Below are 17,145 nucleotides of genomic sequence, written 5' to 3'. Positions count from 1 at the left end.
GGTATGCAGCTTGGCGATCAGACACAACAACCGCTTGCCGTGCAGGGAGCGGGTGCCCATCACAGCATTCGTAGCAGCATGACCTGGGTCATGGTCACTCTGATTACCCTCATCGTGCTGCTGTTTTTCCTCTTCTTTCAGCAGCTGATCATCAGCCCCACCCTGCGTAATATCACCCAGCTGCAGCTGGATAAGGTCAATACCCGTGTGGGCCGCCAGGTCGACAGCCTGCTGGACGAAATTCAGTCACAGCAAAGCATGGTCCGCAGCTGGCTGCAGGCCGGTCTGCTGCGGCCGTTCACGCTGGAAGACTCCAGTCAGTGGCTGTATCCGCTGATGCGTGAGTATCCGTACATTTCTGCGATCAGCTTTTATTCTTCTTCCGGTAAATACTTCGTCGCTGCGCCGGTGGCACGTCAGCAGTGGCAAAATATCTCTGGCTACTGGAATGCGCCGGAGTTAGCGACCTGGCGCAAGGTGTGGGATGAGCGTAGTGGCGACGTCAGTGCACAGTCCGGTCAGGGGATGCCTGCCCCCGATGCTGTCTGGATGCAGAGTGTGCAGGAGGCCCTGCAGCCAGGCACCGGCGGGCAGCGTTTCAGCTGGTCGGTACCGTATCTTGATCCACGCAATGATCAGCCCGTCATCGACCTTGGCAGCACCCTTGACCTGAGCAACGGTGAACGTCTGCTGGTGCGCTTCAATGTGCGTCTGGATCTGCTGATCCGCAGTCTGGACAGCACCTATGTCAGTTATAACGGTCGCTCCACAGTGCTGGTGGGTAGTGGTAGCAGCCAGATTGCAGCCGATACGCTCGATGAGGATCCGATCAACCGTTACCTGATCCAGCATGCTCAGGCTATACCTGCCGCGTTCTTTAAGCAGGGACTGCGTTTCAGCCGGCAAGGGCAGGCGGAGGTGCATTTTGATAATGGTGGACGCTGGACGGGTCTGGTATCGCGTTTTCGTCGTGGCGAGCTGGTCTTTCTTGGTATTGCTCTGGCACCGGACGATGATTTCGTACCGGATTTCAGTCAGCGCTATTTGTACAGTCTTGGCCTGTTGCTGTTGTGTCTGCTGGTCGCAGCTCTGGCCATCGGTCTCTATGCACGGCGATTGTCGAAGCCGCTGACGGCACTGGCGCGGCTGAGCCTGCAGTTTGCCGAGGGCCAGTTTGCTGATCAGCCGATCAGGGGTAACCGTATCAGGGAGCTGGAGCAGCTGCTCAGTGCTACCCGGACCATGGGCATACAGCTGGAGCGCTCTGCCCAGCATCTGCAGGCGACCAACACCGAGCTTGAAGAGCGGGTGGAGCGTCGCACCCGTGAGCTGAGCGGGCAGCTGCAATTCCTGCAACTGTTGCTGGATACCCTGCCTTACCCGGTATTCGTCAAAGATGGCGAAGGTCGCTATGTGCTGTGCAACCGGGCCTTTGAACAGTTCAACGCGCTGCAGCGCGAGGAGATCATCGGCAGGACGCTGATGGACGTCGGCTATCTGCCTGAACAGGCCAATCTTGACACGCACAACAGCGATATGGCGCTGATTCGCAGTCAGGGGGAGTATCAGGACGAAGGGCTGCGTGTCTGCGGTGACGGCATCAGTCGCTATTGTCTGTTCTGGGGCAGGGGGTTCCGTCAGGAGGACGGGCATTCGGGCATGATCGGTATTCTCGTTGACCTGTCACAGCAGAAGGAGGCCGAGGAGCAGCTGCGGGTAATCTTTGACGCATCGGCTGATGCCTTGTGGCTGCTGGAGGGTGAACAGTTACTGGAAGGCAGTCCGGCGACGCGCTCGCTACTGCGTCTGCCTGCCGATACGGTACTGGCGGGGATGCGGCCGTGGCAGGAGCCGTTCTCCCTGCAGCGTCAGGCAGATGGACGTCTGTCTGCCGAGCTCTTGGGCGAATATATGGAGCAGGCGCTGCACAGCGATTATCCGGTACGCTTTGAATGGCTGTTCCGTTGTAGCGACAACAGTCTGCTGCCTGCTCAGGTCGCTCTGCGCCGTGTCGTGCTGCGTGGTCGTCCGGGAGTGATGGCGGTGGTGCATGACATGAGTGAGTTCAAACAGCTGGAGATCATGCTGCGCCGGGCCAAGCAGGCGGCGGATGAAGCCAATCGCATGAAAAGTGATTTTCTGGCCAATATGAGTCATGAAATTCGCACCCCGATGAATGCGATCATCGGTCTGGCCCATCTGGCGCTGCTGACCGAGCTGAACCCAAGGCAGCATGACTATCTGCAGAAAATCCACGGCTCGGCGCAGAGTCTGCTGGGCATCCTCAACGACATTCTCGATTTCTCCAAGATCGAAGCGGGCAAACTGCATCTGGAGCAGGTGCCCTTTGACCTCAACGACATTATCCAGCAGGTGCGGGTGCTGATTGGCGGGAGTGTCGCTGCCAAGGGGCTGACATTACAGCTTCATCAGGACAGCGATGTACCGGTTGGTCTGCTGGGTGATCCGCTGCGACTGCAGCAGGTGCTGCTCAATCTGATGAGTAATGCGGTGAAGTTTACCCATCAGGGTGAAATCAGCCTGCATATCCGACGTTGTGCCGATTCGGCGCTACAGCTGGGGGAGGTGCGACTGGGCTTTGCCGTGCACGACAGTGGTATCGGTTTGACTGCCGAGCAGCAAGGCAAGCTGTTTGAAGCATTCAGTCAGGCAGACACCACCACGACCCGTCGCTATGGCGGCACCGGATTGGGCCTGAGTATCTGCCAGCGGCTGGTGCGGATGATGGGCGGTCAGGTTGAGGTAGAGAGTGAGGCCGGTGTCGGCAGTACCTTCTCGTTCTCGGTGGTACTCCGCGAGGCAGAGATCCAGAGCCTGCCGCGGCCCACGCTGCCTGTGGAGCTGAAGGGGGCTGAAGTGCTGGTGGTGGATGACCATCTCAGTGTGCGTTACGTGCTTGCCCAGTATCTGGAAGCAATGGGCTTTCATGTGACTCAGGCCAGTTGTGGCGAGGAGGCCCTGGCCTGTTGTGCTGACCGCCACTATGCGCTGGTATTGCTGGACTGGAATATGCCGGATATGGATGGCTGCGCGACGCTGGAACTGATCCGTCATCTGCCCGGACCGCCACCTGCCGTCATCATGGTATCGGCTTACAGTGATCAGGAGGTGAAAGACCAGGCGACGGCGCTGCAGGCGGCTGATTATCTGGTCAAGCCCGTCAGCCAGTCACAGCTGGCAGATGCCATTATCAAACTCTTCGGCAGTGGTTGGGTGGACGGGATACCTGAGCAGACTATGATCAGTGAGACCCTGGAAGGGGGGCAGCTGCTGGCTGGGCGGAAAGTGCTGGTGGCCGAAGATAACGAGATCAATCAGCAGATCATCAGTGAGTTACTGCACCATGCCGGTATCGATGTGGTGCTGGTGGGCGATGGGCAACAGGCGCTGGCGGCGCTGGCAGAAGACGATTTTGATGCATTGCTGATGGATGTGCAGATGCCTGTCATGGATGGCCTGACGGCGACCCGCCAGTTGCGCCAGCAAGCTCGCTGGGCATCACTTCCGGTTATCGCCATGACTGCCAATGTCATGAGCCGGGATCGTCAGCGCTGCCTGGATGCCGGGATGAATGATCATATCGGCAAACCTATCAACGTGGCTGAACTGTTCAGAACCTTGACTCAATGGCTGCCGACACCCACCCGCGACGGCGACAGGGCGGTCGACAGCACCGCTAAAGTAACAGGCCAGAAAACGTCTGCTGAGCCGTCTCTGTTTTTACCGGATATGGCCACCGTGCTGGATAGCGAGTCCGCCATCGCCTATATGGGCGGCGATCGCGCACTCTATCTGCGGGTATTACAACGGGTAGCAGAGTCTCACAAGCAGACCTGTGATGAGCTGAAGCAGGCCTACCAGCAGCAGGATTGGTCGCAGCTGGGTCTGCTGCTGCATACCCTGAAAGGGTTAAGCGGCACCATTGGTGCAGGCGCTCTGGCTGAACTGAGCCAGCGGCTGGAGCTGCAGGCCGGCAAGCAGCAGCTCTGGTCCGCCACTGAACAGCAGGTGTTGCTGGATGGGATGCTGCAGGTACTTACTGCTATTGAGGCGCAGCTGCGAGATGAAGAAGACGGGACGCCATCACCAGACGTGATGCCGATTGAAGCTACTGCAGGAGTGCCTTCAGCCGGGCAGCTGAGTGCACTGCGCAGGTTACTGGAGGACGATGATGCTCAGGCAGCGCAGATGGCACGCGAGTTATACCAGCAGTATGGTCAGCTGGCCCAACTGCAGCGTATTGCGTCGCTGGCCGGGAGTTATCGTTTTGAGGAGGCGTTGCAACTGCTGGTGCAGATGGATCAGGGCGAGAGCTAAACGCGCTCTCGCCTGAGGTGTTTGCAACTTAGTTGCCGTGCTTGGTCAGGGTCAGGGTGCCAGGGCAGCCCGCATTACCGGTTCCCATGGCAAAAATCATTTTGCCGGTGCCTGCTGTCTCGCTTAGATCAATGTTCATCAGAATTCTGCTACCGGGCGCATCGCTTGCGGGGGTATCGAGCGAGAACCCTTCCTCAGAGTGAGATGATACGAAGTAGATATGGCCATTGGCGTCAACATAGGTGGGTTGTTCTGACTGCAGGTCACCCGTTACTTCACCATTATTGATTTTGATATTCAAAGTGCCTTTATCGCCTGAGCAGGTGTAAAGCACATGTCCAATACGCTGCTCGGTTTTATGCATGACATAGTTAAGAGTCCATTGACCATCAAACTTGCCCGTTTGATCGCGATTTTCCTGCTTCACTGCCGTGCTGACACAGGCGGTTAGACTGGAGGCAATAGTTAACGTGATAACAGAGGAGAGCAAACGCATAGGTAGCCTTTCCTGGTTTAAAGTTTTCAAAATGTTACATTTGGAGTGCAATATATCAGTCAATGTAAAGAATGCAAATGACTGATTTTGTTGGTTGCCAGCCGCCGGGCAACAGAGTCTGGTTTCGCTCTTGATGGGGTGAATTAACAAAGGGATACAAAAGCAGTGGTGTCAAAACAGCAGAAGGCCTTTTACCGCAAACTTTATCTCAGCTGGCTGGTAGCTCAGCAGGAGCACAGCCTTTCCAGTCTGGTTGAGTTGACCGCCATGCCGCGGCGTACGATTCAGGATACGCTGGCGGATTTGTCGGATATTGGTATCGACTGCCAGTTTGTGCAGCGTGAAGGGGGACGGCACAATGAGGGTTATTACCAGCTGCGCAGCTGGGGGCCGATCAATCCTTCGTGGGTAGAAGAGCACCTGCCAGCGTTACAACAGGCGCTGGCTCCGGCTGACATGTAATCATCGCAGGCTGGCTTCATCGAAAGAACAGCAGAGTGCCAATCCTGATTTGGCTAGAATATGCCGAGCTAAATGCCCTTGTGGTCATGCCCTGACGCCTTCGTTTAAAGGCGGAGGTCTGACCGACAGACAATAAGAAAGGAGGGGCCGATGGGCACTCTTATTCCCGCCACCCGATATTCCCCGCCTACTGCTTCGTTACCCACTGAGCTGGCGGAGCTGCTTCAGCTACAGTTGGCCAGACTCGCTGAAAGCCCCTTCTGGACTCCGGCACAGTGTGAACAGTTGCTGCAGGCCTCACCTGCAGATCATCCGGCATGGTGCCAGGTCGCGTTGGGCAGCGACTATGTTGTCGACCAGTGGCGGCGCCATCCCGACTGGTTGTTCTGTCAGTTGCAGGACCAGACACTGACATCGGTCGATATCTGGAGTGAGGAACTGCAGGCGCTGGTGTCGACAGCAGGTGATGAGCAGGCGCTGCAGAAAAGTCTGCGTCTGTTCCGCCATCGGGCAATGACCGACATCATCTGGAAAGACCTCAACCGTATTTATTCCACCCAGCAAACCACTGCGGTGCTGTCCCTGCTGGCAGACAGTTGCATCCAGGCTGCAATTGACTGGCATTATCCGCGCCTGTGCGAACGCTTTGGTGTGCCTGCCGGCAGGGAGTCCGGCAGGCCGCAGCAGCTGGTCGTGCTGGGCATGGGCAAGCTGGGGGCGGAAGAGCTGAATCTGTCGTCCGATATCGATCTGATCTTTGCCTTCGAGGAAAAGGGCGATACGCAGGGCGGCAAGCGTGAGCTGTCTAATGAGGAGTTCTTCGTCAAGCTGGGGCAGAAGGTGATTCAGGCACTGGATCAGCAGACGGTGGACGGTTTCGTTTTTCGTGTTGATATGCGTCTGCGCCCTTACGGTACCGCCGGTACGCTGGCACCCAGTTTTCTGGCCATGGAGACCTATTATCAGGAGCAGGGAAGGGACTGGGAGCGCTACGCCATGATCAAGGCACGGGTGGTGGCCGGCGATAAACAGGCCGGTGAACGTCTGCTCGACAGCCTGCGTCCCTTCGTCTATCGCCGTTATCTGGACTACAGCGCCTTCGAGTCGCTGCGCAGCATGAAGCAGATGATCAATCGTGAAGTGCGGCGCAAAGGCGTTGAACATAACGTCAAACTGGGACGGGGTGGCATTCGTGAAGTGGAGTTTATCGCTCAGGCGTTTCAGCTGATCCGTGGCGGGCGTGACAAGCGTCTGCAGCAACGGGAACTGCTGGCCATCCTGCCATTGTTGCCTGAAGCGGTGGGTATGCCGCGAGCGGTGGTGGATCTGCTGACCAAGGCCTATCTGTTCCTGCGTGATACCGAGCACGCCATTCAGGCCCAGGCCGATCAGCAGACCCAGTTGCTGCCCGATGATGGGCTGTTACGCCAGCGTCTGGCCTGGGTGATGGGCTGTGAATCATGGGCATCATTCAGTGTGTTGCTGGAGTCACATCGACAGCAGGTGCGACATCACTTTGATCAGGTGATCACCGATGTGGAGGAAGAAAATAACGAGGCTGACAGTGGAGGCGAAGCCTGGATAGGCTGCTGGGATGCTGAGGAAGGCGATGAGGTCTCCACTGCCTGGCTGCAGGAGCAGGGTTTCACTGCACCAGAGCGGGTGTTCAAAGCCATAGCCCATCTTAAGTTGAGCAAGGGCTATCAGGTGATGCAGCCGATGGGACGAGAGCGGCTGGTGGCACTGGTGCCGTTGCTGATGCCGCTGGTGGCCAGACAGCCCGAACCTGAGCAGACGCTGGAGCGGGTACTGCTGCTGGTAGAGGCGGTGCTGCGCCGGACTGCCTACCTGTTACTACTTAGCGAGAACCCGCAGGCATTAGAACAGCTGGTGCGGTTGTGCGCCGCCAGCTCCTGGTTTGCTGAGCACCTGTCGCGTTATCCGGTATTGCTGGACGAGCTGATCGATACCCGCGCGCTCTACAAACCGATGGACAAACAGCATCTGCGTGATGAGCTGAACCAGTTGATGCTGCGTATTCCGGAGCAGGACACGGAACAGCTGATGGAAACCCTGCGCTATTTCAAACACGCCCAGGTGCTGCGCACGGCGGCAGCTGACATTACTGGAGTATTGCCCCTGATGAAGGTGTCCGACAGCCTGACCTGGCTGGCGGAAGTCATTCTTGAACGGGTGTTGCAGATGTGCTGGCAGGCGCTGGTTGATCGCCATGGCAGGCCACGGCGTGAGGACGGCGAGCCGTGCGACCCGGACTTTATCATTGTCGGATATGGCAAGCTGGGTGGCATCGAGCTGTCCTATGGCTCTGATCTGGATCTGGTGTTTGTGCATGATGCGTCAGTGAACGGTGAAACCGAAGGGCCAGACAAACCGGTGGCCAATCAGGTTTTCTTTACCCGGCTGGGACAAAAAATAATCCACAGTCTGACGACCTTCACGCCATCCGGAACCCTGTATGAGGTTGACATGCGTCTGCGGCCCTCTGGCGCTTCCGGACTGCTGGTCAGCTCACTGAAAGCCTTTGTCAGCTATCAGGACAATGAAGCCTGGACCTGGGAGCAGCAGGCGCTGGTCAGGGCGCGGGTGGTCGCGGGGTGCCCACGACTGGCACACCGCTTTGAGCAGGCCCGAGTGAACTGTCTGGCGCGGGTACGCGAGCTGCCAGCCCTGCGGCAGGATGTACTGCAGATGCGGCAGAAGATGCGCGAGAGTCTGGGCAGCGGCACCGGTGGTGAAGAACAGGCTTTCCATCTGAAGCAGGATCAGGGAGGCATTGTCGATATTGAGTTTCTGGTGCAGTTCATGGCGCTGGCCTATGCCGAGCGTTATCCCCAGCTGGTTCAGTATTCCGACAACATCCGTATTCTGGATGCCGCTGAGCAGGTGGCTCTGTTGAGCGAGCCGGAAGCGGAGACCTTACGTGAAGCCTACAAAACCTATCGCGCTGCAGGACATCGACTGACGCTGCAGAATCAGTCCGGAGTAGTGACCGATGGCCAGCTGGATCAGTTACGTGAGGCGGTTAGTGCACTGTGGGAGAAGCTGGTTGTGGCCGGCATGTGAAGGATCCTCAGCAGGTCGTCAGCAGCGGATGGTGACTGCACCGGATACTCCAGATGCAACAAAGGGAATCATTCGATTCCCTTTGTCATTTCTGCGGCTGAGTGGCCGTGTCAGATACTGGTCAGCCAGCCAAACTTGTCTTCACTCACGCCCCACTGCAGGTCGTTGAGTGCTTTGCGCAGCCTGACAGTGGTGGTGCCCACGCCGCCAGAACCGATAGCAATATCCTGACCACGGTGAATCAGTGTACCGACAGGTGCCAGGACGGCAGCGGTGCCAGACAGGGCAGCTTCGGTGCCGGGCTTGGCGGCACGTTCCAGCAGCTCGTCCACGCTCAGCTCACGCTCACTGACCTTCATGCCCAGATCGCGTGCCAGGGTCAGGATAGAGTCACGGGTCACACCGTGCAGGAAGCTGGAGTCCAGGGCTTTGGTGATAATTTCATCGCCGTCGATCAGCAGGAAATTGGCGGCGCCGGTTTCCTGTACATCACCGTTGGGGCAGAACAGCACCTGATCGGCCTTGTATTCAGCCTTAGCCTTCAGGGTTGGCATCAGGGCTCCGGCATAGTTGCCGCCGCTCTTGACCATGCCCATGTGCGGTGGGCAACGCATGCCTTCATCATCCACCAGCAGACGCAGTGCGCGGTCGCCACCAGCGAAGTAGTCGCCGACCGGAGACAGCAGAACGTACATACAGGAGGTAAGTGAAGGCGCAGCTGCCTTGCCAACAGCGGCTTCAGTGCCGATGTGAGTGGGGCGGATATACATGGAGCCGGGGCGGGCGGGCACATCTGCTGCAAAGCGCGCGACGATGGTCTTGATCATGTCGGCCAGCAGATCTTTATCCACTTCAGGCAGCGACAACAGCTGTGAGCTCTGCGCCAGACGGGCAATATTGCGGTCCATGCGGAAAATTTTGATGGAACCGTCTTCGTGGCGGAAGGCTTTCAGCCCTTCGAAACAGGTGCTGGAGTAGTGCAGCACATGGGCACCGGGGTGCAGCTGCAGGCTGTTGCTGGGCACCACATCGGTACCACTCCACTGTTCACCATCAAACCAGGAAATTGCCATTTCAGGCATGAAAACGGAGCCAAAAGCCGCCATAACAGATCATCCTAATGTTGTCGCTGTTAAGCCTGACCCACGAAATGCTTCGATCAGTGAAGAAGGGTTCGTGAGGTAGCTTGGGAGTTGCTGGTTTCGGCCCCGAACGCTGCTGACGGTTGGCTGTGGCTCTACCTTTTATTAAATAGGGTGAGAGGTACTGGCAAACATCATCTCTGCGAGCTGAGCAAAGGTCGATACCCGAAAAGTCCTGCAGTTGAGCTGCAAGGCTTTGATTGTATGCATCCCGACTGAAAATGGAATTGGCGTGACCAGGATTATCTTGCGTCGGGCTGGATTATAGTGTTGCGCTATGCTTGGAATGGGTCAGCAGAGTGCAAGGGATGGCCTTTACAGTAGTTTTTCCAAGGAGGGTTAATTATCATGGCCTGCTTTCGGGGTACGACACTTTTTCGGTGCTTTTCTGCTCAATTTCGACGTAGTGCGCTGGTTTTTTCAGTGTTGCAGGTCTGATCGGGGGAAAAGGCTTCCGGCAACTTCAAAATGGTACGTGAGTGAAGATACTGATCGTCGGGCCGTCCTGGGTTGGGGACATGGTCATGGCTCAAACCCTATTCAAGCTGCTGAAGCTGCGTGATCCGCAGGCGGAGATTGACGTGCTGGCGCCGGTGTGGAGCCTGCCGTTGATGGCGCGTATGGCCGAAGTTCGCCACGCGATTGCCATGCCGCTGGGGCATGGCAAGCTGGATATCGGTGTGCGCCGTGCGCTGGGTAAACAGCTGGCCATCAGCGGTTATGATCAGGCTATCGTACTTCCCAATTCTCTCAAGTCGGCGCTGGTGCCCTGGTTTGCCAGTATCCCCAGACGTACGGGCTGGCGCGGTGAGATGCGCTACCTGCTGCTGAATGATATTCGGGTGCTGGACAAGGCTGCTTTCCCCCGCATGATCGAACGCTTCGCCGCGCTGGCAGTGCCTGCCGTCCGCCACGCCAGTGAGCTGCCAGATCTGCCCTGGCCCGAGCTTCAGCCTGACCTGACCAACCAGCATCTGCAAATACAACGCCTTGGTCTGACGCTGGACAGACCCGTTCTAGCCCTGTGTCCGGGCGCAGAGTTTGGTGAAGCCAAGCGCTGGCCAGAAAGCCATTATGCTGAGGTTGCTGCACACTATCTGCAGCAGGGATGGCAGGTGTGGTTGTTTGGCTCGGCCAAAGACCAGCACGGTGCCGCTGAAATTATCAGCCTGCAGACCACTGACTATCAGACTCGCTGTTTCAATCTGGCCGGTCAGACTGAACTGGCCGATGCGGTAGACCTGCTGGCACTGGCGCATGCCGTGGTCAGCAACGATTCCGGTTTGATGCATGTGGCTGCGGCGCTTAAGCGACCTCTGGTGGCTGTCTATGGCTCCACCTCGCCGACGTTTACACCCCCGCTGGGTAAGCAGGTAGACATTGTTCGCACCGGCATTGACTGTAGCCCCTGCTTTCAGCGCAGCTGTCCCTATGGTCACTATAAATGTCTGAAAGAGTTGCCTTCACAGCAGGTGCTGACAGCACTTGAACAGGTGGGTGCAAGACCATGACCAGGCAAATACAGGAGGGGATGTGAAACGGGTTCTGATCGTCAAAACCTCTTCTATGGGAGATGTGATTCATACGCTGCCTGCGCTGACTGATGCCCGCCTGGCGGATCCGAGTATTGTCTTTGACTGGGTGGTAGAGGAAGGCTTTAGCGCCATTCCTAACTGGCATCCCGCCGTGGAGCGGGTCATTCCGGTAGCCATCCGGCGCTGGCGCAAGCATCTGCAGGATGCCACGACATGGCGGGAATGGCGCCAGTATCGGCATGAGCTGCGTGCGCTCAGCTACGATGCCATCATTGATGCTCAGGGGTTGTTGAAAAGTGCCTTTTTTGCCACGCGTCAGGCGCGTGGGCCGCATTTTGGTTTTGACTGGCACAGTGCGCGCGAGCCTCTGGCCAGCCTGTGTTACGACCGGCGCCTGCGTGTAGTGTGGGGGCAGCATGCGGTGGAACGTACCCGGCAGTTGTTTGCACAGGCATTGGGTTATCGCTTGCCTGACCAGCCAGGTGACTTTGGTCTGCAGCAACGCTTTCCCTGGCAGCATGAGTCACAGAAGGTAGTGTGTCTGCACTCCACTACACGGGTAGACAAGCATTATCCCGAAGAATACTGGCGTGACGTGCTGCAACGGCTGGGTGCAGCAGGTTTTCAGGTGCAGCTGCCATGGGGGCTGAAACGGGAGCAACAGCGCGCACAGCGACTGGCGGAAGGGTTTAGCCATGTTGAGGTGCTGCCTAAGCTGGGGCTGACTCAGGTCGCTGAAGTGCTGGCAGGGGCCCGTGGTGTCATCGCGGTGGATACCGGACTGGCGCATCTGACGGCTGCACTGGGAGTGCCCAATCTGATGCTGTTCGGACCGACTGATCCGGCTCTGGTCGGAGGCTACGGCGAACGTCAGTGCTGGTTGGAGGCGAGGCAGTTCACCGCACCGGACGGCAGTAGCGTGGAGCCGGAAGTCTTTCGTAGCCTGACGCCTGAGCGAGTATGGCAACGATGGTTGCAACTGCTGGAGGATAGTCAGTGAAGCGTCGTAGCCGGGAGCCGCTGTCGGCAGTCATTATTGCTTTCAACGAAGCATCGCGGATCCAGTCCTGCCTTGATTCGCTGGAGTTCTGCGACGAAGTGCTGGTGCTTGATTCCGGCAGTAATGATGGTACCCAGTCGCTATGTCGTCGCTTTGGTGCCAAGGTGGTGCATCAGGATTGGCTGGGTTACGGGCCGCAGAAGCGCAAGGCTGTCGAGCTGGCCCGTCATGACTGGGTGCTCTGCCTTGATGCTGATGAACAGGTGACACCGGAGCTGCGTGCCAGCATTGAGGCGGCGATGCAGCAACCGGCGCTGGCCGGTTTTCGTATGCCACGTTGCAACCTGTTTATGGGGCGCTGGCTGCGCCACGGTGAAGGGTATCCGGACTACAGTCTGCGTCTGTTTGACCGCCGTCAGTTGCAGTGGTCGACCGATGAGGTCCACGAAAAGGTGGACTGGGTAGATACCAGTCATGGTCACGAGCGTCGGGTAGGTAAACTAAAAGGGGATCTGCTGCATGAGTCGGCAGAAAGCCTGGAGCAGTATCTGCTCAAACAGAATCGCTATACCAGCCTGCAGGCCGACAACCTGATTGCCCGCGGCAAGCATATCAGCGGCGGTAAGCTGGTTGGCAGTCCGATCCTGCGCTTTCTCAAGTTCTATGTGGTGCGACAGGGGTTCAGGGACGGTGTCCCGGGGCTGGTACATATCGCTATTGGCTGTTTCAACAGCTTTATCAAATATGCCAAGGTGCGGGCCGAGCAGGCCAGGCCCAAGGTCGAGGATGTGGCTCAGGATGACGAGTTCAAAGTTTGAACTGGCTGAGCCCATGACGCTCTTACGGACTATTGAGGCGGGTAACGCTGATCCATGTTTGCACTCTCAGTTTGTGTTCTGACCCATAATTCCGAACGCCTGTTGCGTCAGGTGCTGGCGCCATTGGCAGAGATTGCTGATGAGCTGATCGTGCTGGATTCCGGCAGTACCGACAGTACTTTTGCCATTTGTGCCGAGTTTGGCATCACGCCTTATTCGCGGCCCTATACCACTCATGCGGAACAGATGAATGTGGCAATCAGCCACGCCAGTAATGACTGGGTTTTGTGCATGGACAGCGATGAAATCATGGATGCTGACAGCCTGCAGCAGATCAGAGAACTGAAGGGCGGCACGACGCCGGAGATGACTCAGGCGTTTCGCATCAGTCGCTACTGGTATGTGCTGGGTCAGCAGGTGCACGCCATCTATCCGGTATCTTCTCCTGATTTTCCGGTGCGTCTGTTCAATCGCCAGCAGGCACGTTTCAATGATGCGCCGGTAGATGACAAGCCAACAGGATTCAAGACTACCCGCATTCTGGGCGGCCATGTGCGGCATGACACCTTCTACAGCATTCATGAGGTATTCACCAAGCTGAATGGCTATACCAGCCGCCTGATTCAGTACAAGGAGGTCAAACCCTCGCTGGGCAAGGCGGTGCTGAGCAGTATCGGTTCTTTCTGGAAATGGTACTTCCGCAAGGGGGCCTGGAAAGATGGCAAGGTGGGCGTGGTCACGGCGGTGTACGCCATGATGTACAGTTTTCTGAAGTATTTTAAAGCCTGGTATCTGGCGGACGAAAAGAAGCGCCGAAGCGACACCGCTGTCAAACAGGTCAAATAAAAGGCTCTGATAGCGTCGGCTCCGCAAAGTGTGCCGTCGTCATGTCAGGCAGAGTATGAGGCGAAGACCTCAGCAATGGGTTTTGATGAGGAACGTGCGAGAGGATGACGCACGGAAAATAACAAAGGAACGGCCTTGTGATGGAGGCATGACGGGCTTTTGGCTGTCGAATGCAGCCCTTGCCAGTGCATTAAGTTCCGCAGAGCAAAGGACGAGAGCCATCAATATTGCGCATTTCGAAACCAGTATGAACTGGGGTGGTCAGGAGCTGCGTATCATCGAACAGATGGAGTGGCTGCTGGCACATGGACATCAGGTCTGGCTGATCGCAAGACCGGGGTCAAAAATATTGCAGGAAGCGCTGCGGCGGCAGTTGCCTGCCTTTCCGCTGGTGGTCAAGGGGAGCCTGCACCCGTTAACCCTGTTGCGTCTGATGAAGTTCCTGCGTCAGCACCGGATTGAGTTGCTTGACTGTCATGGCAATCGCGATGCGGTCTACGCTGCAGTCTGTCGGCTGTTGTCCGGTCTGGCGGTAGTGCGTTCACGGCATGTGACGTCCACCGTGCGCAGAGGTCGCCTGAGCGACTGGGTATGGCGACACGGCAGTGACCGTATTGTGGTGACGGCCGGAGCCATTCGCGACAATTTGTGCCAGCTTGGGCTGACGTCGGCAGAACGGGTGGATGTGGCGCCTGCAGGGGTTGATACCGAGCGATTCTATCCTGAGCGTGATGTGAGTCTGCTGCGTCAGGAGCTGGGTATACCGGTTGATCACCGGATCGTGGCCAGCATCGGTATGCTGCGACCTGACAAAGGGCAGCTGTACTTTGTTGAAGCCGCTGCGGATATCCTCAGCCATTGTGACAAAGTGACGTTCCTTCTGGTGGGTGAGGCGACGGCTGATACCCAGGCCTACAAGGCCAGGGTGATGGCACGTATAGAGGAGCTCGGGATTGGCGAGCAGATAAAGCATGTTGGCTATCGCCATGATGTCGAGTGCTTTATCGCTCTGGCGGATGTGGTGGCCATCGCCTCCATTGGTACCGAGGCTCAAACTCGCCTGGTGTCGCAGTGCTTCCTGTCAAAAACCAGTGTCGTGGCGACCAGAGTAGGCGGCTTGCCGGAGATGATCGAGGATCAGCGTACCGGTCTGCTGGTTGACAGCAAGGCACCTGCACAGATGGCGGAAGCCATACGCACTTGTCTGCTGCAACCAGAGCTGGCAGCCCGGCTGGCAGATCAGGCATATAGCCATGCTCGTCAATTCATGACCAGTGAGGTGATGATGTCGGCCATGCTGGAAACTTATCAACGAAGTCTGAGACATCAGGTGCAGCTGGCCTCCAGCTGAGATGATTCAGAGTAATGATGTGAAATGACTGCGGAGAATTCATGGTCTGGCAACTGAGAAAATGGGCCAATCGTCATCGCCTGCGAGTGCCAGCGGCAGAGCTGTCGGCGCGGCTGGGAAAAACGGTGACACCGGAGTGGGTCGAGTCCCTGGTGATCCCCGTGGTCGGCCTGGATTATGTGGAAGAAGGCAGTCTGACAGCGGAGTTTGCTGCTCGTTTCTATCCTGAACTGAAAGAAATTGTGCTGGTAACGGATGTGCCTGCCGATGCATTCGGCCCCTTGCCTGCCAAGGCGCGAGTAGTCACGCTGGATTACTCGGCGATCATGCCGCAGCAGCATGCCTACACGGCGATCTACAAAAGTCGGCTGGTGAAAATTTCGGCGCCTCTGCAGGCTCGTTATGACCGGATCCTGATGACAGATTCCGACCTGATGATGCTGCAGAACCTGCAGATTCCCTTTGCCGATGACTGCCTCCTCGGCTGTTTTCGCCGCGGTAAAATGATCAGTAAGGTCAGGGATGCGGGTGTCAGCAAGGCTCCCGTCGAGCTGAGTGAAACCTATCGTCCCTATCTCTGGGACCATCTCAATGGCGCCTTTCTGGCAGGAACCAAAGCCACCTGGGAGCGCCTGTCCCCGGCCTGGATCGCTGCCTATATCAGTATCTGGAGCAAACTGCCGGATAATCAGCCGCCGACCGATCAGCTGCCGTTGTGCTGTGTACTGGACCACCTGCAGCTTTATACCGTCGATCTTGGTGACTGGGTGAACTGGCCGGTTTCGAAAAAGATGGGTGGCAAGACCGAGGTTGTGCCTGCTGAGGTGATCGGTGCCCATGGCGGCTTCCCGCTGGCGGAATGGCGAAAATATCTGCAGGATCCGGCCACGCCTCTGAGCTTTATTGATGCCAACCAGACCCGTAAATTGCGTTACCTGACGGATGCGGAGAAAGGCAGCCAGTGAAGCGGATACTGATCGTCTCTCATGGCGCGGCGCTGGGGGGAAGTCCCATATCGGCACTGAACATCGGTCGCACTCTGGATCCGGCCCGTTTTGAAGTGGTCTTTGCCTTTGGTGAGCAGGGACCAATCGTTGAGCAGGCGCGTAGCGAGGGCTTTACGGCCGAAGTGGTCAGCCACAAAGGGCCGCTGGGGCTGACGATGATTCGTTCCTACCTTGAACTGATAAAGCGGCAGCGCATTGACATCGTCCACCTCAACACCCTGACTTCCTACTACAAGTATCCGGGACTGGCTGCATGGCTCAGTGGCAAGCCGGTTGCCTGGTTTGTACGGGAAAATCCTGAGGAAAAGCGTTGTGTCAGGCTGCGCCGTTATCTGAACCTGATTGCACGCAGGGTGGTGACGGTGTCATTGGATACCGCTGCACATATGTCCTATGTTCAGCCTGCCAAACTGATGACCATTCACAACGGCGTTGATCTTGAGCGTTTTGCGCCCATCGGTGAACAGCAGGCCTGGGAGCGCCTGAATCTGGCACCGGGGCGTTACATCACGACTGTCGCTTCTCTGGAACAACGCAAAGGGGTGCTGGATCTGCTGCAGGCCTATCATCAGGTTCGACCGCAGTTAGAAGGTATGAAGCTGTTGATCGTGGGGGCTGACCGGACTCAGGAAAAACGTTATCTGCAGCAACTGAAGGACTATGTGCAGCACCACGGGCTGCAGCAGGACGTCGTGTTTTACGGCGAAAGCAAGGATATCACTGCCGTCATGGCGGCCAGCAGCTGCTTCGTCATGCCCAGCTACTGGGAAGGGCTGTCGCGGGTGATCCTTGAGGCCATGGCCTGTGCCCGGCCACTGATCGTCAGCAGCAATGGCGGCAACAAGGAGCAGGTGTGGGAAGGCGTGAATGGTTACAGTTTTGTCGCAGGCGATGTCGATCATCTGGCCCGGTTGCTGTTGCGCTGTATCGATACTGAGCAGATGGCGGCCATGGGTGCGGCATCGCGTCAGTTGGCCAGTGAACATTTTCCCATGACCAAAACCAATGCAGCGCTGGAAACACTGTATGAAACGCTGGCCTGCTGATGCTCCCTCAGCTTGAACGC

At 57.2% G+C, this 17,145-nt stretch carries 12 protein-coding genes; 10 read left to right on the top strand and 2 right to left on the bottom strand.

Annotated elements, in window-relative coordinates; translation table 11 throughout:
* Window positions 1-3: 3 nt before the first annotated feature.
* A complete protein-coding gene (locus QCD60_RS06745; RefSeq protein ID WP_279783582.1) occupies window positions 4-4,338 on the top strand; it encodes a PAS domain-containing hybrid sensor histidine kinase/response regulator in 4,335 nt (1,444 codons plus the stop codon).
* A 28-nt stretch (window positions 4,339-4,366) separates the two neighbouring features.
* Here QCD60_RS06745 and QCD60_RS06740 read toward each other — a convergent pair whose 3' ends face one another.
* Window positions 4,367-4,834, bottom strand: coding sequence for a hypothetical protein (locus QCD60_RS06740; protein WP_279783579.1), 468 nt, complete (start codon window positions 4,832-4,834; stop codon window positions 4,367-4,369).
* A 165-nt stretch (window positions 4,835-4,999) separates the two neighbouring features.
* On the opposite strand from QCD60_RS06740, the gene QCD60_RS06735 reads away from it, so the two are divergent.
* Window positions 5,000-5,296, top strand: coding sequence for a winged helix-turn-helix domain-containing protein (locus QCD60_RS06735; protein WP_279783577.1), 297 nt, complete (start codon window positions 5,000-5,002; stop codon window positions 5,294-5,296).
* 150 nt (window positions 5,297-5,446) lie between these two features.
* Window positions 5,447-8,380, top strand: coding sequence for a bifunctional [glutamate--ammonia ligase]-adenylyl-L-tyrosine phosphorylase/[glutamate--ammonia-ligase] adenylyltransferase (gene glnE / locus QCD60_RS06730; protein WP_279783575.1), 2,934 nt, complete (start codon window positions 5,447-5,449; stop codon window positions 8,378-8,380).
* A 110-nt stretch (window positions 8,381-8,490) separates the two neighbouring features.
* On the opposite strand, the gene QCD60_RS06725 is transcribed toward glnE, so the two are convergent.
* Window positions 8,491-9,486, bottom strand: a complete 996-nt coding sequence (locus QCD60_RS06725; protein WP_279783573.1) for a branched-chain amino acid aminotransferase — start codon at window positions 9,484-9,486, stop codon at window positions 8,491-8,493.
* A 515-nt stretch (window positions 9,487-10,001) separates the two neighbouring features.
* On the opposite strand from QCD60_RS06725, the gene waaF reads away from it, so the two are divergent.
* From waaF to QCD60_RS06690, 7 genes are all read left to right on the top strand, one after another.
* A complete protein-coding gene (gene waaF / locus QCD60_RS06720) occupies window positions 10,002-11,033 on the top strand; it encodes a lipopolysaccharide heptosyltransferase II (RefSeq protein ID WP_279783571.1) in 1,032 nt (343 codons plus the stop codon).
* Window positions 11,034-11,055: 22 nt separating this feature from the next.
* Window positions 11,056-12,057, top strand: coding sequence for a lipopolysaccharide heptosyltransferase RfaC (rfaC, locus tag QCD60_RS06715; RefSeq protein ID WP_279783569.1), 1,002 nt, complete (start codon window positions 11,056-11,058; stop codon window positions 12,055-12,057).
* A complete protein-coding gene (locus QCD60_RS06710) occupies window positions 12,054-12,875 on the top strand; it encodes a glycosyltransferase family 2 protein (RefSeq protein WP_279783567.1) in 822 nt (273 codons plus the stop codon). The genes rfaC and QCD60_RS06710 overlap by 4 nt, the downstream gene beginning before the upstream one ends.
* Before the next feature lie 54 nt (window positions 12,876-12,929).
* On the top strand, window positions 12,930-13,721 hold the full coding sequence (locus QCD60_RS06705) for a glycosyltransferase family 2 protein (RefSeq protein WP_279783565.1): 792 nt from the start codon (window positions 12,930-12,932) through the stop codon (window positions 13,719-13,721).
* Window positions 13,722-13,869: 148 nt separating this feature from the next.
* A complete protein-coding gene (locus QCD60_RS06700) occupies window positions 13,870-15,072 on the top strand; it encodes a glycosyltransferase family 4 protein (RefSeq protein ID WP_279783563.1) in 1,203 nt (400 codons plus the stop codon).
* 41 nt (window positions 15,073-15,113) lie between these two features.
* Window positions 15,114-16,037 carry a hypothetical protein gene (locus QCD60_RS06695; RefSeq protein WP_279783561.1) on the top strand — a complete coding sequence of 308 codons (924 nt, stop codon included), beginning with the start codon at window positions 15,114-15,116 and terminating at the stop codon, window positions 16,035-16,037.
* The gene (locus QCD60_RS06690; RefSeq protein WP_279783559.1) at window positions 16,034-17,125 is read left to right on the top strand and encodes a glycosyltransferase family 4 protein; all 1,092 of its coding nucleotides are present in this window, start codon (window positions 16,034-16,036) and stop codon (window positions 17,123-17,125) included. The genes QCD60_RS06695 and QCD60_RS06690 overlap by 4 nt, the downstream gene beginning before the upstream one ends.
* Window positions 17,126-17,145: the final 20 nt, after the last annotated feature.

This window comes from Pokkaliibacter sp. MBI-7, from assembly GCF_029846635.1.
In the GTDB taxonomy this organism is placed as follows: domain Bacteria; phylum Pseudomonadota; class Gammaproteobacteria; order Pseudomonadales; family Balneatricaceae; genus Pokkaliibacter.
Note: the sequence above shows the minus strand (reverse complement) of the source record. Positions and strands in the feature narration are given on the sequence as shown.